General features: G+C 40.8%; 14 protein-coding genes. All 14 read right to left on the bottom strand.

Annotated features, from left to right (window positions below):
- Positions 1-8: 8 nt before the first annotated feature.
- The 14 genes from EP58_RS17140 to EP58_RS16450 all read right to left on the bottom strand — a co-directional run bounded on the left by EP58_RS17140 (position 9) and on the right by EP58_RS16450 (position 19136).
- Positions 9-1886 carry a NeuD/PglB/VioB family sugar acetyltransferase gene (locus EP58_RS17140; protein ID WP_052164776.1) on the bottom strand — a complete coding sequence of 626 codons (1878 nt, stop codon included), beginning with the start codon at positions 1884-1886 and terminating at the stop codon, positions 9-11.
- Positions 1883-2410, bottom strand: a complete 528-nt coding sequence (locus EP58_RS17135) for an acyltransferase (RefSeq protein ID WP_052164775.1) — start codon at positions 2408-2410, stop codon at positions 1883-1885. The genes EP58_RS17140 and EP58_RS17135 overlap by 4 nt, the downstream gene beginning before the upstream one ends.
- Positions 2403-3833: a hypothetical protein gene (locus EP58_RS16505; RefSeq protein WP_036095051.1), complete on the bottom strand. Its 1431-nt coding sequence runs from the start codon at positions 3831-3833 to the stop codon at positions 2403-2405. The genes EP58_RS17135 and EP58_RS16505 overlap by 8 nt, the downstream gene beginning before the upstream one ends.
- Positions 3834-3855: 22 nt before the next feature.
- The gene (locus tag EP58_RS16500) at positions 3856-4998 is read right to left on the bottom strand and encodes a DegT/DnrJ/EryC1/StrS family aminotransferase (protein ID WP_036095050.1); all 1143 of its coding nucleotides are present in this window, start codon (positions 4996-4998) and stop codon (positions 3856-3858) included.
- Entirely contained in the window at positions 4991-5599 is a 609-nt protein-coding gene (locus EP58_RS16495; protein ID WP_036095049.1) for a sugar transferase, read from the bottom strand. Before EP58_RS16495 ends, EP58_RS16500 begins: the two co-directional genes overlap by 8 nt.
- Positions 5577-6740, bottom strand: coding sequence for a glycosyltransferase family 4 protein (locus tag EP58_RS16490; protein WP_052164774.1), 1164 nt, complete (start codon positions 6738-6740; stop codon positions 5577-5579). Before EP58_RS16490 ends, EP58_RS16495 begins: the two co-directional genes overlap by 23 nt.
- Position 6741: 1 nt before the next feature.
- Positions 6742-8013 carry a nucleotide sugar dehydrogenase gene (locus EP58_RS16485; protein ID WP_036095048.1) on the bottom strand — a complete coding sequence of 424 codons (1272 nt, stop codon included), beginning with the start codon at positions 8011-8013 and terminating at the stop codon, positions 6742-6744.
- 2 nt (positions 8014-8015) lie between these two features.
- Positions 8016-9203, bottom strand: coding sequence for a glycosyltransferase (locus EP58_RS16480; protein ID WP_052164773.1), 1188 nt, complete (start codon positions 9201-9203; stop codon positions 8016-8018).
- Positions 9204-9215: 12 nt separating this feature from the next.
- Complete coding sequence (locus EP58_RS16475; protein WP_052164772.1) at positions 9216-10658, bottom strand: polysaccharide biosynthesis protein; 1443 nt, start codon at positions 10656-10658, stop codon at positions 9216-9218.
- A gap of 21 nt (positions 10659-10679) precedes the next feature.
- Entirely contained in the window at positions 10680-11366 is a 687-nt protein-coding gene (locus EP58_RS16470; protein WP_036095046.1) for a CpsD/CapB family tyrosine-protein kinase, read from the bottom strand.
- A 13-nt stretch (positions 11367-11379) separates the two neighbouring features.
- Positions 11380-12048 (bottom strand): YveK family protein, encoded by a 669-nt coding sequence (locus EP58_RS16465; RefSeq protein WP_036095043.1) that lies wholly within the window; start codon positions 12046-12048, stop codon positions 11380-11382.
- A 2-nt stretch (positions 12049-12050) separates the two neighbouring features.
- On the bottom strand, positions 12051-12548 hold the full coding sequence (locus EP58_RS16460) for a DUF4352 domain-containing protein (RefSeq protein WP_036095040.1): 498 nt from the start codon (positions 12546-12548) through the stop codon (positions 12051-12053).
- 248 nt (positions 12549-12796) lie between these two features.
- Positions 12797-18364 (bottom strand): toxin Cry1Ac domain D-VI-related protein, encoded by a 5568-nt coding sequence (locus EP58_RS16455; protein ID WP_036095037.1) that lies wholly within the window; start codon positions 18362-18364, stop codon positions 12797-12799.
- A 115-nt stretch (positions 18365-18479) separates the two neighbouring features.
- On the bottom strand, positions 18480-19136 hold the full coding sequence (locus EP58_RS16450; RefSeq protein WP_036095035.1) for a Crp/Fnr family transcriptional regulator: 657 nt from the start codon (positions 19134-19136) through the stop codon (positions 18480-18482).
- Positions 19137-19161: the final 25 nt, after the last annotated feature.

The raw sequence follows: 19161 nt of genomic DNA, 5'->3' as shown, positions 1-19161 counted from the left end.
TTCCCGCACTATTCGGTCTTTTTTCTACTGTGTTCTTCGAGATTTCGCGTCAATGTACTGCCCGCGCCTACAACGACATTCGCTCCAATGCTGATATTCGGCACGACGACACTCCCGGCGCCAATCAACACGTTATCCGCAACGGTACATCCGCCCGTCACAACACTTCCTGGAGCAAAATGAACAAAATTCCCAACCGAAATGTCATGTTCCACGGTAGCGCCACTATTTACAATCACATGTTTCCCGAGTACGGTATTCGCCTGAACGATCGATCCAGCCATGACCAGACTACCTTCGCCGATTTCCACCGTTGCTTCGACAAACGCAGTCGGATGAACAATCACCGCGAATTTTTTCCCAGCTAAAGCCAATGTTCTAGCGATTTTTTTCCGAATCTCATTATCACCAATCGCTACAAAAAAAGCAACATCGCTATCCATTTGCGTCAAGCTCTGCAATTTTTCGTCCAATGAAGTGTAGAGAATCCCGTCTCGCGCCACAGGTTCAGGATACTTATCATCCCACACTTCGGTCAGCCGATATGTCCCACTCTCCCGAACAATATTCTGCACCATTTTACTATGTCCACCGTCGCCAATAATAATGAGCGATTCCACCGACGATGCTTTTTTCCTAGCTAAAAATGGCATCAACTTCTGCATATCTTCCCATTTCACAAACAATACATCGCGAAACGGCACTTTATATTTCCGTTTAAACCAAAATAGCATCGTCATCCCACAAAAGGCGTACGAAATCACCGAAGCAAACGCAGAACCATAAATATGAAACGATGGAATGAGCGCCACGTTCAAGCCGATGTTCAGTAGCACGCTAATAAGCAAGGTCGTGAAGTAAAATCGCCAACCGCCATTTGCCGAAAACAGCGTCCCAATAATTTTCGTATACACCATAAAAGGAACCGCCAAAAACATCCATACGACAATCGGGTACGCTGCTACAAAATCAGCTCCAAATAATAATCCCAATATTGGTTTTCCAAAAGCAATGACCAGAATCGCAACGGAAACAACCGCTGTGAAACCTAATCGAATCGAAAATGTCATGCGTTTGATATCATCTTTTCGCGCATTATGATGGAACATAACCTCTTTAAAAATATCCGGAATCATCCACGAATACTCCGCAAGCGCCACACCCGTACTATACAACCCAATATGATAAAAATCCACAGACATCATTTTCAAAATAATAATATCTGCTTGATAGTTAATCGCGATCAAGAAAGAAGTCAATAACGGGAGAAAGGCCAGCGCGGTCATCTTCTTATATTTAACCGGAACAATCGTAAACTTAAAATCCTTATCCCACAACGATGCTAAAGAAAACACCATCGATACATAACTTTTCAATCCGAAAATAATCAAAATCAGATACAAATTCTCACTCGTCAGAAAAAAAGCGAGGGTAATCAATGCCGTATTGATAAGCGACGAAATAATAATAATCATCGACTGCTGCTTCAAATTTTCCACGAGATTAATCTGTGTCACTTGCAAATTCAACACATTCACACTAATCAGCAACGCACTTAGACCTACAATCACATCTTTCGTGAAGACCAGAATAAGCATAGAAATAATCAAATACAGAAAAAACTGCAGAAAAGAATAGCTCACAAAGAGATTTTTCGCGCGCTTATCTTGTTTTCTAAAATGCGGGTAAATCAGCGAAATACCTAAGTTCAGAATCGTCGTTCCCACAATTACAACATTGACGATAAACATGTATTCCCCGCGCATCGCAGGCCCGAAGTATCTAGCCACCAGCATCAAACTAATAATCCCGTTAAGAACGACGAACCCCTTTTTAACGAAAGTCAGGAAGAAGGCATTATTGAACATTTGCGCGGCGAAACTCATAAAGATGTTTCCTGCGTGCGAATCACACGAGCTGGCACGCCACCAAGCACCGTATGTGGTTCAAAATCCTTCGTTACCACCGCGTTCGCTCCAACAGTCGTCCCTTCCGCCACCGTAACACCAGCATTAATCACCGCATGACTCGCGAGCCACGAACCTTTTCCAATGACAACACGGCTTGCTTTAGAATCCATCGAAACCGCACCATTTTCATACACATGTTTCGACGTCACAATCACGCACATCGGCCCCACAGAAACGTTCCGCTCAATCTTCAAACCGCCCGTCCCGTTCAAATAACATTGGTGCGCAATATACACATTATCCCCAATACTAATCAAATCCGGACGATTAATAATAACCCGCGCCCCAACCCGAAAATTAGACCCACATTGCTTGAAAAATGGACGCATCAACCGACCACGAATTTTCGTCGTAATATCCGTATTTGGCATCAGCGCAGTAATCAATTGAATGCAATGCATCGGTAACACATATCGGAAAAACAATTTTTTCTTATTCATAATGCACATCTCCTAGACGTTTCTTGTAAACAATTTTGCGATTCACATAGTACACGATTAAAAACAGAGCCAAGTTATAACTGAGATCATTGATAATATTCATCGTATTCTGTCCCATCAACATTCCCATTCTCGTACAAACTAAGGTAAGGAAATAGAACATCTCGATAGAACGCGTTTGATCAATTTTGGACTGAATGAAATAAGCGAGACACACCACTAACACAGATAACAACGGTGACAAAAGATATCCGAAAAACAGGTTTCCCTGACCAATCATCGGCAAAATTTGCGTCGCATGATCCGAATAAAAATAGCGTTGATTAAAGAAAATATTCGAATACTCAAACGGCAAATCTTTCACCAACATATTGACCCCAATCATCGGCCTGAAAATATCGAAAAATAGTACACTCCAATTCTGCGCTTCCGGGTAAATCAGTTTCGTTTCAAGCGCCATCGCCACATTATACGGCCCACCAAAATACACTTGCAAATTATCCGTGAAATCCGTAATCCCGCTCGTACCGCCAGATATCGATGCAATATTTCGCACCGTACTCATAATCAAGAGAATTCCAACGAGCATCCCGACGACAAGTAGCACAACGAGTTTAAAATACTTCGGAAACAACAATCGAAATGTCACTAAACTAACAATCGCAACTAACACAATATCTGAACGATTCGTACCGATAAATATTCCAATATTAGCAAATAAAGCACCTATCGCAATCCACACATAGAGTAACTGACTCGTTGCCCGGTGCCTCTTATGCGCCCACCACGTAACCATAATGAACACAAGTTGCTTCGCTAAAATAAACATATAACCGCCAAGCATGACCATCACATTACTGCCTTCCATCACATCCACCAAATCTGGTTTTGGAATAAAGAAACTAATCGATGAAATGACATTCGGTATCCCTAGCGCTGCCACAATAGCCACGACGATAAATACCACATAACCAAAATAACTTTTCGTTTCATCAAAAGGTTGCTGCGTATTTCTCGGCTTGTATTTCTTATTTTGAAAGTAATCAAGTATCCCAATGACAATCGTCACGACAATCAGCTCATACACCATTAAATAAATCGCAGTTTCCATCGAGCCTGCAAGCGGTGGTTCTGGTGATCTGCCTCCATAATAATCATTAAATACGATAAAATAAGGCAACACGACAAACCTAGCAAATCCAATACCAGTAAAGACAATGATAAATACTTTGAACCGCTGAAATAAGATTCGCGAAAAGACGAACAAGAAGCTGACCGTAAACGTCAATGGTAATAAATAGAGTCGATTATAGCCACTCGCATTGGTATTACCTGCCACATAGAAAGTCACAAAAACACCAATGGCTAACATGATTACATTTACTGCTATAACGTAGAATTGTTTAGGAATTTTTATTGGCATATTTATTCATACATCCTTCAAATTATTTGCTGAGAATTTTTTTTACTGCGTCAATCACGTATTCCTGTTCTTCTTGCGTCATCTGCGTGCTAGATGGCAAACATAACCCCGTTTCGAACAATTTTGTCGCCACATCTCCTGCTTCATCCGCATAAAACGGCGCATCTTGGAAAAGTGGTTGTTGATGCATTGGCTTCCACAATAAACGACTATCAATCCCTTGCGCCTTCAATAATTCCATCACGTCTTCCGGTGTTTTCCCATCCGTATCAAAAGTCATGGTCGAAAGCCACCGATTTCCTGTTGCAACATCCAATTCCGGCATCATCACTGAGCCCGGAACATCCGCTAATCCCGCTTCATACGCTGCAAATATCTCCTGTTTTTTAGCCACCCGGTCATTCAAAACGTCCATTTGCGCGATACCAATCCCAGCAAGCACGTTGCTCAAGCGATAATTATAACCAACTTGGTGATGTAAATAGTACGGTGCGTCCTCTTTAGACTGGCTAGCTAAAAAGCGGGCTTCTGCGATTTTCTCAGGTTGCTTAGCCACTAAAGCACCGCCACCCGATGTCGTAATGATTTTATTCCCATTAAAAGAGAAAATACCGAGGTCGCCAAGCGTTCCAAGTGGGGCATTTCGATACGTACCTCCAAGTGCTTCCGCGGCATCTTCTACGATTGGAACCCCGTATTCGTTAGCCAAAGCGATGATTTCATCCATTTTCGCGGACTGTCCATAAATATGCACAACGATGATTGCTTTTGGTAGTCGGTTCTTTTGTCGCGCGTCTTCTAATGCGGCTTTGAGAGCAAATGGGGACATGCACCAAGTCTCTTCCTCCGAATCGATAAATACTGGTTTCGCGCCAAGATACAACGCTGGGTTGATGCTAGCAACAAACGTAAATGTGGAGCAAAATACCGTATCGCCGGCACCAACATTTAAAAGTTGAAGCGCTAAATGAATAGCCGCCGTTCCAGAAGAAACAACCGCTGCATCCGAAACGTGATTATACGATGCGATACTTGCTTCAAATCCGTCTACATTCGAGCCCAATGGCGCAATCCAATTTTCCTGAAAAGCCTTCTGAATATATTTCTCTTCCATACCACTCATGTGAGGTACTGCTAACGGAATCATCTTCTTTGTTTTAAGCATGTTTAATCTCGTCCAACCTTTCCATCGTCACTTGCTCTGACGTATTCACATTTTCTCGACGAACCACTTTCAAAATCGTTTTTTTGTAGATGAGCATATCTAATTTCAGCGACTGATTTTCGACATAATAGAGGTCTAATTGAAATTTCTCCTGCCAGCTGATGCTATTGCGCCCGTTCACTTGTGCCCAACCACTGAGACCAGGCTTCGTGTTGTGACGTTTCTTCTCTTCCTCTGAGTAAAAAGCGAGGTATTCTTTTAGCAATGGTCGTGGTCCGATAAAATTCATGTCGCCCTTGATTACATTAATTAATTGTGGCAACTCGTCCAAACTCAGCTTCCGTAATGCGTTCCCAAAGGCATGAAGTCGTTCGTTATCTGGTAGCAATTTACCTTCTGCGTCCCGCTCATCTGTCATCGTTTTAAACTTATATATGTTGAAAATCTTTTCGTGCAAACCTACGCGTTCTTGCGAAAAGATGATTTTCCTGTCTAATTTCACCCATACGAGTAGGGCGATAACTAGTAACAATGGCGATAGTAACAATAGCATCACGATGGCTAGGCACCGATCCGTACTATTTTTCCATTTCGTATACATCTTGCTTATCGACCTCCGTTTCTCTGTAGACCTTATCTAACTCTTGCCAAATAATTTCCGATCTAAATTCCCGACCAACTCGCATGCGCCCGTTTTTGCTAAGCTTCTCGGCCAGCTCGTTATCTTCCAGTAGGGTCATCAGCGCTTTTTTCATACCCGCTACATGCCCCGCCTCGATTAGTAGCCCCGTTTCATTCGGAATAATCGCATCTTTTGCCCCCGTCACATTCGTTGTAACAACAGGCACATTCGCCGCAGCCGCCTCTAAAATAACATTTCCGAAGCCCTCACGATACGTCGGTAAAATAAACACGTCCATCAGGCGATAATAGGAAGCCGTTTTAGGGACAAAACCGGTTTTTACGATATGTGGATTTTCCTCGATTCGCTTTTGCGTTAGCAGTGAAACCATATCACCCGCTTCAAAATCACCAACCAAGAGTAGCGTGAGATTCGTGTGTTCCGCAGAAAGTTCCGTAAACGCGGCCACCAAATCATCGATGCCTTTATCTTTCGTCAACCGTCCCACATAACCAATGACCTTGCGCTGATTATCCGGCACGTATTGCTTCTTCAAACGCTCAACTTCCGCTGCGTCTAACTCGAATTCCGCTAGGTCTAGGCCGTTATAGCTCCCCGAACCCAACACGTGAATTTTCTCTCGCGGTGCTAGTCGTTCTTCTACCAAAACTTCCTTCAAGCTAGGGCTGACCGCGAGACATGTCGTGCTTAGTTTACATACTAATTTTTCAATGAAGTGTAGTAGTTTTCGTTTTTTTCCTGTACACGTTTCAAATCTTAGTCCAATTACCGAGTAAATGCGTGTCGGCGTACGTGTTAGAAATGCCGCTATCATGCAAAGTAAGCTGGCTTTTGGCGTGGATACGTTGGTGATGTCTGGCCTCACTTTTAAATAAATCATGATAATTCGGAGCAACGACAGTAGATCGGAAAATGGTGATATTTCGCGCGTCATGCTTACGTTGTGCACGGTGATATTCTCCGGTAGCATCTGATCTATCTCTCCACTTGGCGAGCAAATCAGATGCACGTCGTAACCACGGTTGCTAAAGTATTCTAGCTGTCCTCGGAGAAGTTGTAGGCTGATCGATGACGTCACGCCCATGAGTAATTTGGTCATATTATAGTCTCCAGTAGTCGATATGACTTGGTTTTTCCGCGCTATTTAACGCACCTTTCACATCCATGAAAATCCCGCCTGGCGCGACTAAATCTGCTAACCCTTCCCAACCTGTTGTCAGGAAATCTGCGTGTGGTACCGCCATAATCACCGCGTGGCTTGGCTTCAACTCCGCAAATGGTACGAGTTCATCCTCAAGCTTCGTTCCTTCCGCTGCCAATACGGTATCTGAAAGTTGTACCTCGATGCCAAATTGCTTTAATTCAGCGATAATATCCATCACTTTGGAGTTTCTCATATCAGGAACATTCTCTTTAAAAGTCACGCCTAGAATCGTAACTACGCTATTTTTAATCGGTAAGTCCGCGGCAATCATTTTTTTGATGAGAGCAGACACGATAAAGTGGCTCATGCCGTCATTAATTCGGCGACCGGCTAAAATCATATGTGGATCGTAGCCAAGCATCTGCGCTTTGTGTGTTAAATAATAAGGATCAACGCTGATACAATGCCCACCAACAAGACCTGGTGCAAAGGGCAGGAAATTCCATTTTGTTTTCGCTGCGGCTAACACTTCGGATGTATCAATATCTAACCGATCAAATATCATCGCAAATTCGTTCATGAGTGCGATATTTAAATCTCGTTGCGTATTCTCAATCACTTTAGCGGCTTCTGCTACCTTGATGCTGCTTGCTTTATAGACATCCGCTTGAATCACGGACTTATACGTCTCATAAATAATTTCTGTTATCGGTTCTGTTTGGCCAGATACAATTTTGTTAATAGAGGAAAAGGTGTTTTTCTTATCACCGGGGTTAATTCGCTCTGGGGAATAGCCTACATAAAAGCCTTGACCAGCTTTTAATTGGGAGTATTTTTCGAGGACTGGCACACATTCTTCTTCGGTCACACCTGGGTATACCGTAGATTCATACACGACAATCGTTCCTTCCGTTAGGTTCTCGCCAATGGTCTGGGAGACGCTGATTAACGGCGCTAAATTCGGTTGTTTATCGTTGGTAATCGGGGTTGGTACAGCGACAATAATAAAATCGCAGTCCTGTAATTTTGTTGCATCTGACGTAAAATCAATCTTTGCTTTTTTCAGGTTTTCTGTGGTTACTTCTTTTGTCGTATCGATATTATTTTGAAGTGCTTGGATGCGCCCTTGATTAATATCGAATCCGACGACGCTTTCCTTTTGTCCGAAGGCGACTGCTACTGGTAAGCCAACATAGCCGAGACCTACGACTGCAATTTTCCTAGCCATTATTATAATTCCTCATTTCGTTTGTTGTGTATGGTGTTTTTAAAATCCTGAAAGAATTGTTGTCTGATGTCTTGTAATCGTTCTCTCTGAAAAACTGCTGCTCGTTCAAAAGCCAACTTGGCGTATCGCTGTCGCTGTTCTCGATTGTTTGCAAGTTCGACTAATTTATCCGCTAGTCCAGCCGTGTCATTCGGCTCGTGTAGTTGTTCTTCGGTGATGAGTTCTGGAATGCCGCCAACGTTCGACCCTAAGCAACTGCAACCTCTTGATAAGGCTTCGATTAAAGCTCTTCCTTGCCCTTCCGTTTTGCTGGGCATCAGGAAAATATCGATATCATCCAGCCATTCGTAGACGGCTTGATGTGGTAATGTTCCTGAAAAAACGACGTGTTCTGTTAAACCTAGTTGCTCAATCGTTTCAAGCCAATCTTCTTTCGATCCACGCCCTAAAATGCGAAACTCGAACGGCGGTAAGCCCGCTTGAATACTTGCAAGCGCTTGGAAAGCAGTTTCAAAACCTTTGTAAGGCGAAGATAACGAACCATTCATGCCGATAATCAGTTTTTCTGCTGGCTTCGCATTTCTTGCTTGGCGTCGCTCGATTGTTTCTATTGCTAGTTTGGAAAGTTCTACATTGGAACAAGAGACGCTTTGAGCCTTCGTCGGGTAACGTTCTTGTAAGTGTCTGTCCGTGATGTAAAGCGTATGTTGGGATTTGCTAATGCTTCGCTTCATTTTCCGTTCTGCAAAAGGAGCGTACAATTTCCCTTTCCAATCGCCGTACGTCGCCATGGCGTTATAAGCATCGCCAACGACTTCGATACAGTAAGGCGTCTTCGTTTTCCGAGCTGCTTTGACTGCCATATAGCCGATTTCTGAAGGTAAGCGAGCGATGACGCCATCCGCTTTTTCAACCGCCGCGAGTATCGCTTTGTATCCTCGTGGAAATGGCGTAAAAGCCCTCATTCCATATGGATTTGGCATGCCTTCAAACACGACTTTTTCTCCACTTGAAAGATTTAAAAACTTCGTATCCAAATCCCCCAACGACTCCATGCGCGCCATGACAGTGAGCTGATCCACATGCGCCACATAGCGTTCCCAATTGCTATACGAGAAGGCCACTTCCGAGTATACTTGCCCATCTTCCGCTTCCAAGAATCGATTATCGTGTGCAAACAACCAGTTCAAACGACTCACCACCTAGACTTTTAAATTATTTTTTTCTTGCGTTACCTGTTTACTATTCGCTAGCGCCAACATCTCTTTGCGCAGTTCCTCTTTTGTCCACTTGTCGTTGTTTTCTAAAATTCTATGCAACGTTTCAAAACTCACAAATTTTGTCTTACCAACGTAGATTTTAGGATATATTTGTTGAGGCTCCAGTTCATTCTCTAGCAATAATTCTTCATATAGTTTCTCGCCTGGGCGTAAACCAGTGAATTTAATTTCAATGTCATCTAAGGAATAGCCCGATAATCGGATGATATTTTTCGCTAAATCTAGAATTTTGACTTCCTCACCCATATCTAAAACAAAGATTTCGCCGCCTTGTGAGAAAACACCAGATTGTAAAACGAGGCTCGCCGCTTCGGGAATCGTCATGAAGAATCGTGTCATCTGCGGATCGGTTACCGTCACCGGACCACCTTTAGCGATTTGTTTTTTGAACATTGGGACAACACTGCCGCGACTACCGAGTACATTTCCAAAACGGACCGCCGAGAATTTTGTAGCGCTTTTTTGTGCGAATTCTTGGATGATCATTTCACACATTCGTTTGGATGCACCCATTACGCCTGTTGGGTTGACTGCTTTATCCGATGAAATCATCACAAACGATTGTACGCCGAATCGATCCGCCGCTTCACTAATGTTTCTTGTTCCAATCACGTTGTTGCTAATCGCTTCATGTGGATTTGTCTCCATCAATGTTACGTGTTTGTGCGCTGCCGCGTGATAGATCGCATTCGGAGCGTATTCTCCCACGATTTCATGCATTTGTTGGCGATTTTTAATATCCGCGATAACCGGGATAAGCGTTGTATTCCCAGCCTTTTCACGCAACTCTTGCTCAATCAGATAAATACTATTCTCACCATGACCAAGCAGTATCAGTGACTTCGGTTCATATTTCAAAAGCTGGCGACACATCTCCGAACCGATGGAACCTCCAGCACCTGTGATTAATACCGTTTGCTGATGCAATTGCTGTTTGATAGCCGCATCATTTAACTGAATTGGTTCACGATTTAATAAAGATTGTGTTGGAATATCTGCTAAATTGATGAGCGGCTCATTTTTTAAAAGTAAGTCTTCAATGCATGGAATTCGTCTCAACTCTACGTCAGCAAGTTTACAAAGGCTCTCTATTCTTGTAAAAGCGATTCGATCCATGTTCGTAATAGCGACAATAACTAGCTTTATATCATATAGCTTGATCAACCGTTGTAAGTCTGCTAAAGTTCCGATAACTGAAACACCAGCTAGGCTAACGTCTTGTTTCTCTTTTGCATCATCTAGAAAACCAAGTATTTTAAATGTTCCCTCTTGTTCTTTCATGATTTTCTTAGCAATAATATGACCCGTGTCGCCAGCACCTAGTATTAACGTATTTTTTACTTGTTGAAAATTAGTCTGTTCCATTTATAAACGCATCCTTATCATTTAATAGACATAATAGTTTTTGCCCTGGCCTTGTTTTTTCACATCGTTTAGAATATATCCCATGACTTTACTATTAGATTGTTCTAGTATTTGTACACTTTTCTGAATCTCCGCTTTATATGTCTTGTATGCTCGTACGATAAGAAAAGTTCCATCTACCTTACTCGCTAAAATTGGTCCATCGGCAATATCAATCAGTGGCGGACTGTCAATGAAAATGAGATCGTATTTCTGTTTGCATTCTTCCAGTAGTTTTTCAAGTTTAGTCGAGGAAAGTAATTCAGCGGGATTAGGTGGAACGGGGCCACTTGGTAAAAAGTCGATGTTGTATTCTTCAATCGGTTGAATCGCTTCTTCCAATGTGTGTTGGTTGGCAAGCAATGTACTCAATCCGACATTGTTTAACCTGCGAAATAGCTTGTCTTGTGTCGGTCGTCTCATATCGCCGTCAATCAGTAATACCTTCTTATTTTGCTGACCAAAAGTCATCGCGATGTTCGATGTTATCGTGGACTTACCTTCTCCGGGAATGCTTGATGTGATAAGGTACACGTTATTTTGTCCCATGGAGACGAACTCGATATTCGTTCTAATAATGCGAAACTGTTCATTGACTGACTTATTTCCTCCCAACTGGGCTAGTCGATTCACTGGTGGTTTATTTTTTTTCCGAGATAGTGATAGCATACATTTTCTCCTATCAAAATTGATTTATATTGCCTAAATGGGTGGCTTTAATAATCGCTCGCAGCTCTTTTTCATCTCTGATATGCTGTCTCATCGTTTCTTTGATAACAATAATCGAGATAGCTACGAGGAGCCCGACAATGAATCCCACGCCAATCACCAATGTTTTATTCGGCTTAACCGGCGACATATTCTCAGTTGGTTTGGTCAAAACTCGGATATTATTGGCGGACATGATTTTATCGGATTCTTTCGTTGCTGCTTGGATCAGTTGTTGATTTATTTGTTTTGCTAGTTCACGATCTGCATTTAATACGTTGACAGTAAGCACTTGAGAGTCTTTCGAGTTCTCGATTAATATTTGTTTTGCTAGTTGCGCTGTTGTTTCTGGTAAGTCTAAATTTTTGATTACCGTCTCTAGCACAGTTGGACTTACTAGGATGATTTTGTAGGTGTTGACGAGCTGGATGTTACTCTGTGTTTCTGACGTTGTAGTCGTGTTATTTTTGGGTTGTTCTTGCTTAATAACTAATTGTGATTGAGATTCATAGATTGGGGTCATAAACTCTTTTGAAATAACAAATCCGCTCATTGCACCAACGATACATAGGATAATGATGAGCCAGAACCATTTTTTTAACACGTATAAAAAGTCGGCTAGTTCAATTGTTTTTTGCTCCAATGCTATTTAACCTCCACTTTCCATGAAGCCTTTTTATCTGAGTCTTGGTCTTTGTAGGTGATTGTGTATGGTGCATTGCCGTTCACTGTGAAATAGCCTGAACCGCTGATGGACTTGCCTGGTTTGATTTTCTCACCTAGGTTCTCGCCTGGATAAATCGCTAATTTCTTGCCTTTGCTGTCTTTAATCTCCATATCGATTGTTGTAAAGCCACGTGATGCAGCGGATTTATTTTCTACTTTCATATCTATTTTCATCACACTATTTTTGACGCCTTTGTCATTTTCTAAATAGGTGGCTTTTTCAAATGTAACAATCAGTCCTAGAAAATCTACATGATCGCCTAGTTTGACTGTTTTTTGGTCTGTTGCTTTTACTGTTTCTTGTTGTGCTACTTGTTTTGTTTCTGTTTGGTCTTTTTCTGATGATGGATTTCCACATCCTGTAAGTGCCGATGTGAGGCCAATTACTGCTACGAGTCCGATTGCTAATTTTTTCATTCTATTACCTCGCTTATTTTTATATACTAGGACGGAAAAACTGTGTTTCCCGTCCTAGCTCATTTTTTATTATTTTGTTAAAACTTTGGCTGTATTGACTGCTTTGTTGTTCTTGCTGTTAACTCTATTAAACCATTTTTGAGAATGGATTAGAAATCAGATTTGGCTTCAACATCCGCCATTCTATTATGTTACTGATTTCATATACTGGGACGGAAAACCGTTTTCCTGTCCCAGCTCGTTTTTTATTATTTTGTTACAACTTTTTCTGCTGAAATCCAAGTTCCAGTAGCATCTTTATAGTCTACTTTGACTGTATCGCCGGCTTTTAGATTTGCTTTTGTCCATGTGAAGTTACCGTTTGTTGCAGATACCATTGTTTGTGCAACGTCGTTTACCCATACTCTGACTTGTACGATGCTCGTTGGAACTGTACCGGTAACTACGCCTTGACCTTCTGTGATTGTATTGATGACTGGTGCCAATGTTGCATTACCTGTTCCAGTTGTAACTGTTACTGATTTTGGTGCTGTATATTGGTTTGTGTTTTCATTTAAAAGCTCTACGCTAACGACTGCGCCGGCTTTTTGTTTACCAATAAATTTGCTGTAATTTCCTGATGCGTCTGCTGTGATAACGCTAACTAGGTTACCGTTGATAGAGAATCTTAGTTTTGCTCCTGCTGGGGCTTTACCTGTAAGAGTATCGCCGTCTGTTGTCAATTCGTTCACTGTATATTCCGTGCTTTTTGGCGCTCCTGTTACAGTGATTGTTTTCGCAAGTTCGTATTTTCCTGTTTCAGGGTTCAGCATTTCTACCGCTACCATTGTTCCTACAAGTTGTGTTCCTACATATTTGCTGTAGTTACCACTCGCATCGGCTGTTCCTACGTTTACTGCTACACCGTTGATTAAGAACCTTAGTTTTGCATTCGCAGGGGCTGTTCCTGTTACCGTGTCATTTGCGTTTGTCATTGGTTGAATCGTAACATTCACTGCTAGTACGGTTGTTGTTACTGCAGCTTTGTATTTATTTGTTGCTGGGTCAAATACTTCTACACCGACAACTGTTCCTACTTTTTGTTTGCCAATATACATCGAGTAATTACCGTTTGCATCTGCATAACCAACATTTACTGCTTGACCATTGACAACATATCTTACTTTTGCATTTGGTGCTACTTTACCAGTAACTGTGTCATCATTTTCTGTCATTTTGTTGATAGTTACGTTGCTAGTTATTGGTGTTACCGTAATCGATGTTTTTGTATTGGCATTGTATTGACCAGTACGATCTTTGTAATCTACGCCGATAACATCACCAGCTTTACGGTTTCCAATGTTATATGAGAAGTTACCGTTAGCGTCAACCGCCACAACTGTGGCCGGTGCATTATTGATATAAATACGAATCGTTCCAGGATTGTATTGCGAAACATCTAATTTACCGCTAAATACTGTGTCTGCCTCTGTCATTGGGTTCAATTGTGGGATAGCAAGTATAATCGTGTTGCGATCATTTAGCTGTTGTTGTGCTTTATCTAAATCTTTTTGTAGGGCTGCTTTCTTATCTGCATCTGTGACTTTTTCGATTGCTGTCTTGGCATCATCAATTGCTTTTTGATTTGTCGCATCTTTGATTGTGTTTGCTGGATTATTATTGTTGAACAATTCGTTCACTGCTTTATCTGCTGCGTCTTGTGCTGCTTTTTTAGCATCTAATAAGTTTTGAGCTTTGTCCAAATCGGCTGTCAATGCTGCTTTTTTCGCCGGATCTGTGACTTTTTGTACCGCTGCTCTTGCGCTGTCAATTGCTGCTTGATTTGTCGTGTCTTTGATGGCATTGCTTGCTGGATTGTCATTGCTAAACAATTCCTTCACTGCTTTTTCAGCTGCATCTTGGATAGCTTTATCCCCTGCTTGCTTAGCGTTCAGTAGTTCTTGTGCTCTGTCTAAATCTTTTTGGAGAGCTGCTTTAATTGTTGCATCCTTCACTGCATTAATTTCTGCTTGTGCATCATCAATTTTTGCTTGTGTTGTCGTATCTTTGATAGCATCTGATGCTGGTGTATTATTTTGGAATAATTGATTTACAGCATATTTCGCTGCACCTTGTTGCCTTAACTCTGCTTCTTCTGCCGCTTGACGTGCATCTAGTAATTCTTGGGCACGGTCTAACTCTTTTTGTAATGCTACTTTGGTTGGACCTTCTGCTAAAATATCAATTGTTTTTTGTGCATTATCAATCGATTGTTGTTTTGTAGTATCTTTGATGGTATCACTTGCAGGATCATTATTAGTGAATAGTTCTTTCACCGCTTGATTTGCCGCATCTTGTTTTTGTTGTTCTGTTTGTGCTGCATTACGTTGGTCCAGTAACTCTTGCGCTTTATCTAAATCTTTTTGTAATGCTGTTTTTACAGTGCCATCAGCTAAAGTATTAATCGCATCTTGAGCTTTGTCAATCGCTGCTTGATTCGTTGGATCTTTGATAGCATTAGTTGTTGGGTCATTACTTGTGAATAATTCTTTTACAGCTTTAGTTGCCGCGTCTTGTTTTTCTTTTTCGGCTTGTGTTGCTGTTTTTTGATCTAATAGTTCTTGCGCACGATCTAAGTCACTTTGCAAGGCTGTTTTCATGTCTCCATCGGGTAAAATGTTGATTAAATCTTGTACTTTATCAATCGCTGCTTGATCTACTGTATCCTTTATTTTACCGCTTGTTGGATCGTCATTTGTGAATAGTTCATTCACTGCTTTTTTCATATCCAATAATTCTTGGGCGCGATCTAGGTCTTTTTGCAATTCTTTCTTCACATCTTCTGTCTTCACTAAATCAATTTGTTTTTGTGCATCGTCAATTTTTGCTTGTGTTGTTGTATCCTTGATGACATCTGTGATTGGTGAGTTATCTTGGAATAGTTGTTCCACCGCATACGTTGCTGCACCTTGTTGTTTTAACTCGGCATCTGCTGCTGCTTGACGTGCATCTAATAATTCTTGTGCACGATCCAAATCTTTTTGCATAGCTGTTTTAGCTGGTCCATCTACTAATAGATCAATCGCTTTTTGTGCATTATCGATTGCTTGTTGTTTTGTTGTATCTTTGATAGCATCACTTGCAGGCGTATCATTGATAAATAGTTCTTTTACAGCCTTATCTGCTGCATCTTTTTTAGCTTGTTCTGCTTGTGTCGCTGTTTTTTGATCTAGTAATTCTTGAGCGCGGTCTAAATCTTTTTGTAGCGCTGTTTTTGAATCTCCATCAGGCAGGCCTTGAATCAATTCTTGGGCTTTATCGATCGCTGCTTGATTCGTCGTATCTTTGATGGTATCCCCAGCCGGGCTGTTGTTCGTGAATAATTCATTCACTGCCTTCTCTGCTGCTTGTTTCGCATTCAATAATTCTTGTGCACGATCTAGGTCTTTTTGTAATGCTTTTTTTACATCTGTATTTGTCACTAAATCAATTTGTTCTTGCGCATCATCAATTCTTGCTTGTGTTGTCGTATCTTTGATGATATCTGTTGCTGGTGAGTTATTTTGGAATAGTTGGTTAACCGCATATTTTGCTGCACCTTGTTGTTTTAACTCTGCATCAGCAGCTGCTTGACGTGCATCTAGTAATTCTTGCGCACGATCCAAATCTTTTTGTAAGGAGACTTTCAACGGACCCTCTGCTAAAAGGTTGATTGCTTTTTGTGCATTGTCAATCGTTGTTTGCTTCGTTATATCTTTAATAGCATCTGTCGCTGGATCGTCATTTGTGAATAATTCTTTGACTACTTTCGTTGCTGCATCTTGCTTTTCTTTTTCCGTTTGTGCTGCATTTTTTTGATCTAAAAGTTCTTGTGCTCGGTCTAAGTCTTTTTGCATCGCTGCTTTTGTTGGCTCATCTGTTACCGAATCAATCGCATTTTGCGCGTTGTTGATTGCTGTCTGATCTGTTGTTGTTTTAATAGCATCTGTTGCTGGATCATCATTTGTGAAAAGTTCTTTTACTGCTTTATTCGCCGCATCTTGCTTAGCTTTTTCTGCTTCTTCTGCATTTTTTTGATTTAATAATTCTTGCGCTCTATTTAGATCTTTTTGCATTTCCGTTTTGATCGGACCTGCCGCTAAAAGATCAATTGCTTTTTGGGCATTATCAATCGCTGTTTGATTTGTCGCGTCTTTAATAGTATCTGTTGCTGGATCGTCATTTGTGAATAGTTCTTTCACTGCTTTTGTTGCTGCATCTTGTTTATCTTTTTCTGCTTGTATCGCTGCATTTTTTTGATCTAGTTGTTGTTGTGCTTTTACAATGTCCTTGTTTAATGCGTCTTTTTGCGTTTGGTCTGTTACTTTATTAACAAGTGTTTTCGCATTATCAATTTCAGCTTGCGTTAGTGTATCTGTAATATCGTTAATTGGGTTACTTCCCTTAAATAGATCATTTACTGCTTTTTTCGCTTGGTCTAATGTTTCAACATCTTTCGTTAATACAGAGTAGCTTCCTGATGCAATTTTACTAGCTGTTTTCGTATCAAAATTATTTTGGAAATCTGCATTGTTAGATGTAAGGTTACTTTTCACTTGGCTTAACACTTGATACGAAGCTGTAAATGGACCATTATAAGGTGTACCTGGGGCATTCAATTTTAAATCTGATGCCGTCCATGTTGTAATCCCTGTTGCGCTTTGGATTTTAACTGCTTGGCTTGTACTATATCCATCAATCGCTGTTTTCCCATTGTTTGTAGTGATAGAGAAATTAGCTTTTGGTTCTGCAGTAAACCCTTGTGTATTTTGTTTTTGACTAAGCGTAACAGCACTGTGACTTCCCGCCGTTGAAGTTGCTTCTATCTCAACATCTGAATTATCTCGCAAAATCATCGTACCAATAGTTAGCGGCCAAGTTGTAGAGGCTGAACTAATCTTACTCTTACTTCCTTCTAAAAATTCCAGTTTGGATATGTCACCAAGAATTGCCTTATCTTGAGAGTCGATATTCATTTCTCCAGATACCGTGATTGTTGCTGATTCAGCACCTTTTTGAACATTTATCCCATGCAACTTAGTTTTCAAATCTAAAGTACCGTCAACAATCATGTTACTACCTTGGTATAACCATATTCCAGACCAAGTCGTAGCAGCTGTATCTATATTTAGATAGCCCCCTTTTTCAATGAGAAGCGTAGATGGTCCGTACGTCGCATTCATGTCGATAGAAGAATATGCTCCTGAAGTTGGGTTGGTGAATTGGACGTTTGCCCCGCTAGCAATGGTTAGGTTACGACCTTCGAAACTATTATTTCCACCAGTAGTCGAATGTGTGATATTTCCCTCTAGCCTAAGCTCTCCTGCCATACGTGGCAAGTACCCACCTGATTGATTAATATCACGGTATACTAATTTCGTGCTTGTATTTTCAGAATAAAATAAGCTATAGTTATTCCCTGATGCACTTGTAATTGTCGCATTTTCTACTAAACCTGAAGCACCATCTGCTAAAAGTACTTTATAGCCTTTTAAGTCTATCAAATTACCGTTACCATGGATATTTTTGATAGCCCCTTTTGTTGTTGTAATAGATGCTGTCAATGTGAGACTATTTTTCAGCTGAATATCTGTAACTGTTGCATCCTCTAAAGCTGTTTTAAATTGGGCAAACGTTGCTACATCTACTGATTTCGTTAACTCTGCTGCACTTGCCATCATAGCCTCAGTTGTCATTAGGTTATATGGTAGAGATGCTAAACTAGATAAGGTAATTGCTGTAGCAGCTGTGATTTTAATAATCTTACTTTTGTAATTTTTTTTGGTTGATTGTTGCATGTTTATCTCCTTAGATTTGTATTTTGTTCACCTGATTTTGCTAGCCTCTTATCCTTTCTAACTCTGAATTTAAGTTTTTTAGGTGAGGTGGGATATACTAATAAACCCAGAATTATTATATTTTAGCTTTACTAAAAGTCAGAATACCATTATTATTTTTTTTTAATATATCCATTTTTTTTAGTTCTCTTATTATTCTGCTTGCGCTTGTTCTGCTTGTTCCGCAATATGCTGCGATATAATAACTATCGAGTCCTCTGGGTAAAGCGTATCTATTAATACTAATCTGTACCCCCATTTGTTCGAACAGCTTGATAACTCGCTCTCGCAATTCATATTGAAATTGCTGTGCATATAATTTGGCAAGTTCCTCATTGCGATTCAATGATTCTATTAGGACGTCCGTAAAGAATGGATGTGTTGCTAATATATTAAAGAATGTGTTTGCGTCTATTTTAGTCACTATCGCTGAACTAAGTGGTTCGTAGATAACACCCACCTCACCAGAAAACTGATTTCCCCAGACGATATCTGATGTGCTTAAGAAAGCCTGACAGACCATTTTATCTGCATCTTTTTCGTGAGCAATCATTTTAGCTAAATAGCCTTCTTTGATTATATAAATATTATTATCCGTATTTTGTACAATCCGCTCGCCCTTTCTAATAACGGCCTTTTGTAGAGTATTTTCTTCAAAATCGCTAGAATTTATAATACTCTGTAGAACGGTCTTATCACGAATGAGCAGCTTGTTTATTGTAAGGTAATCCACTACATCCCTCCATTCCGTTTCGGGA

Origin of the sequence: Paenilisteria newyorkensis, from assembly GCF_000766145.1 — a bacterium.
GTDB classification, from domain to species: Bacteria; Bacillota; Bacilli; order Lactobacillales; family Listeriaceae; genus Listeria_A; species Listeria_A newyorkensis.
The sequence above is the reverse complement of the archived record's forward strand: the minus strand, read 5'-3'. Positions and strand labels throughout refer to the sequence as shown.

Bases quoted from the DNA above. Each gene is read 5' to 3' on its own strand.
- EP58_RS17140 (WP_052164776.1), bottom strand. From the start codon at position 1,886: ATGAGTTTCGCCGCGCAAATGTTCAATAATGCCTTCTTCCTGACTTTC.
- EP58_RS17135 (WP_052164775.1), bottom strand. From the start codon at position 2,410: ATGAATAAGAAAAAATTGTTTTTCCGATATGTGTTACCGATGCATTGC.
- EP58_RS16505 (WP_036095051.1), bottom strand. From the start codon at position 3,833: ATGCCAATAAAAATTCCTAAACAATTCTACGTTATAGCAGTAAATGTA.
- EP58_RS16500 (WP_036095050.1), bottom strand. From the start codon at position 4,998: ATGCTTAAAACAAAGAAGATGATTCCGTTAGCAGTACCTCACATGAGT.
- EP58_RS16495 (WP_036095049.1), bottom strand. From the start codon at position 5,599: ATGTATACGAAATGGAAAAATAGTACGGATCGGTGCCTAGCCATCGTG.
- EP58_RS16490 (WP_052164774.1), bottom strand. From the start codon at position 6,740: ATGACCAAATTACTCATGGGCGTGACGTCATCGATCAGCCTACAACTT.
- EP58_RS16485 (WP_036095048.1), bottom strand. From the start codon at position 8,013: ATGGCTAGGAAAATTGCAGTCGTAGGTCTCGGCTATGTTGGCTTACCA.
- EP58_RS16475 (WP_052164772.1), bottom strand. From the start codon at position 10,658: ATGGAACAGACTAATTTTCAACAAGTAAAAAATACGTTAATACTAGGT.
- EP58_RS16470 (WP_036095046.1), bottom strand. From the start codon at position 11,366: ATGCTATCACTATCTCGGAAAAAAAATAAACCACCAGTGAATCGACTA.
- EP58_RS16460 (WP_036095040.1), bottom strand. From the start codon at position 12,548: ATGAAAAAATTAGCAATCGGACTCGTAGCAGTAATTGGCCTCACATCG.
- EP58_RS16455 (WP_036095037.1), bottom strand. From the start codon at position 18,364: ATGCAACAATCAACCAAAAAAAATTACAAAAGTAAGATTATTAAAATC.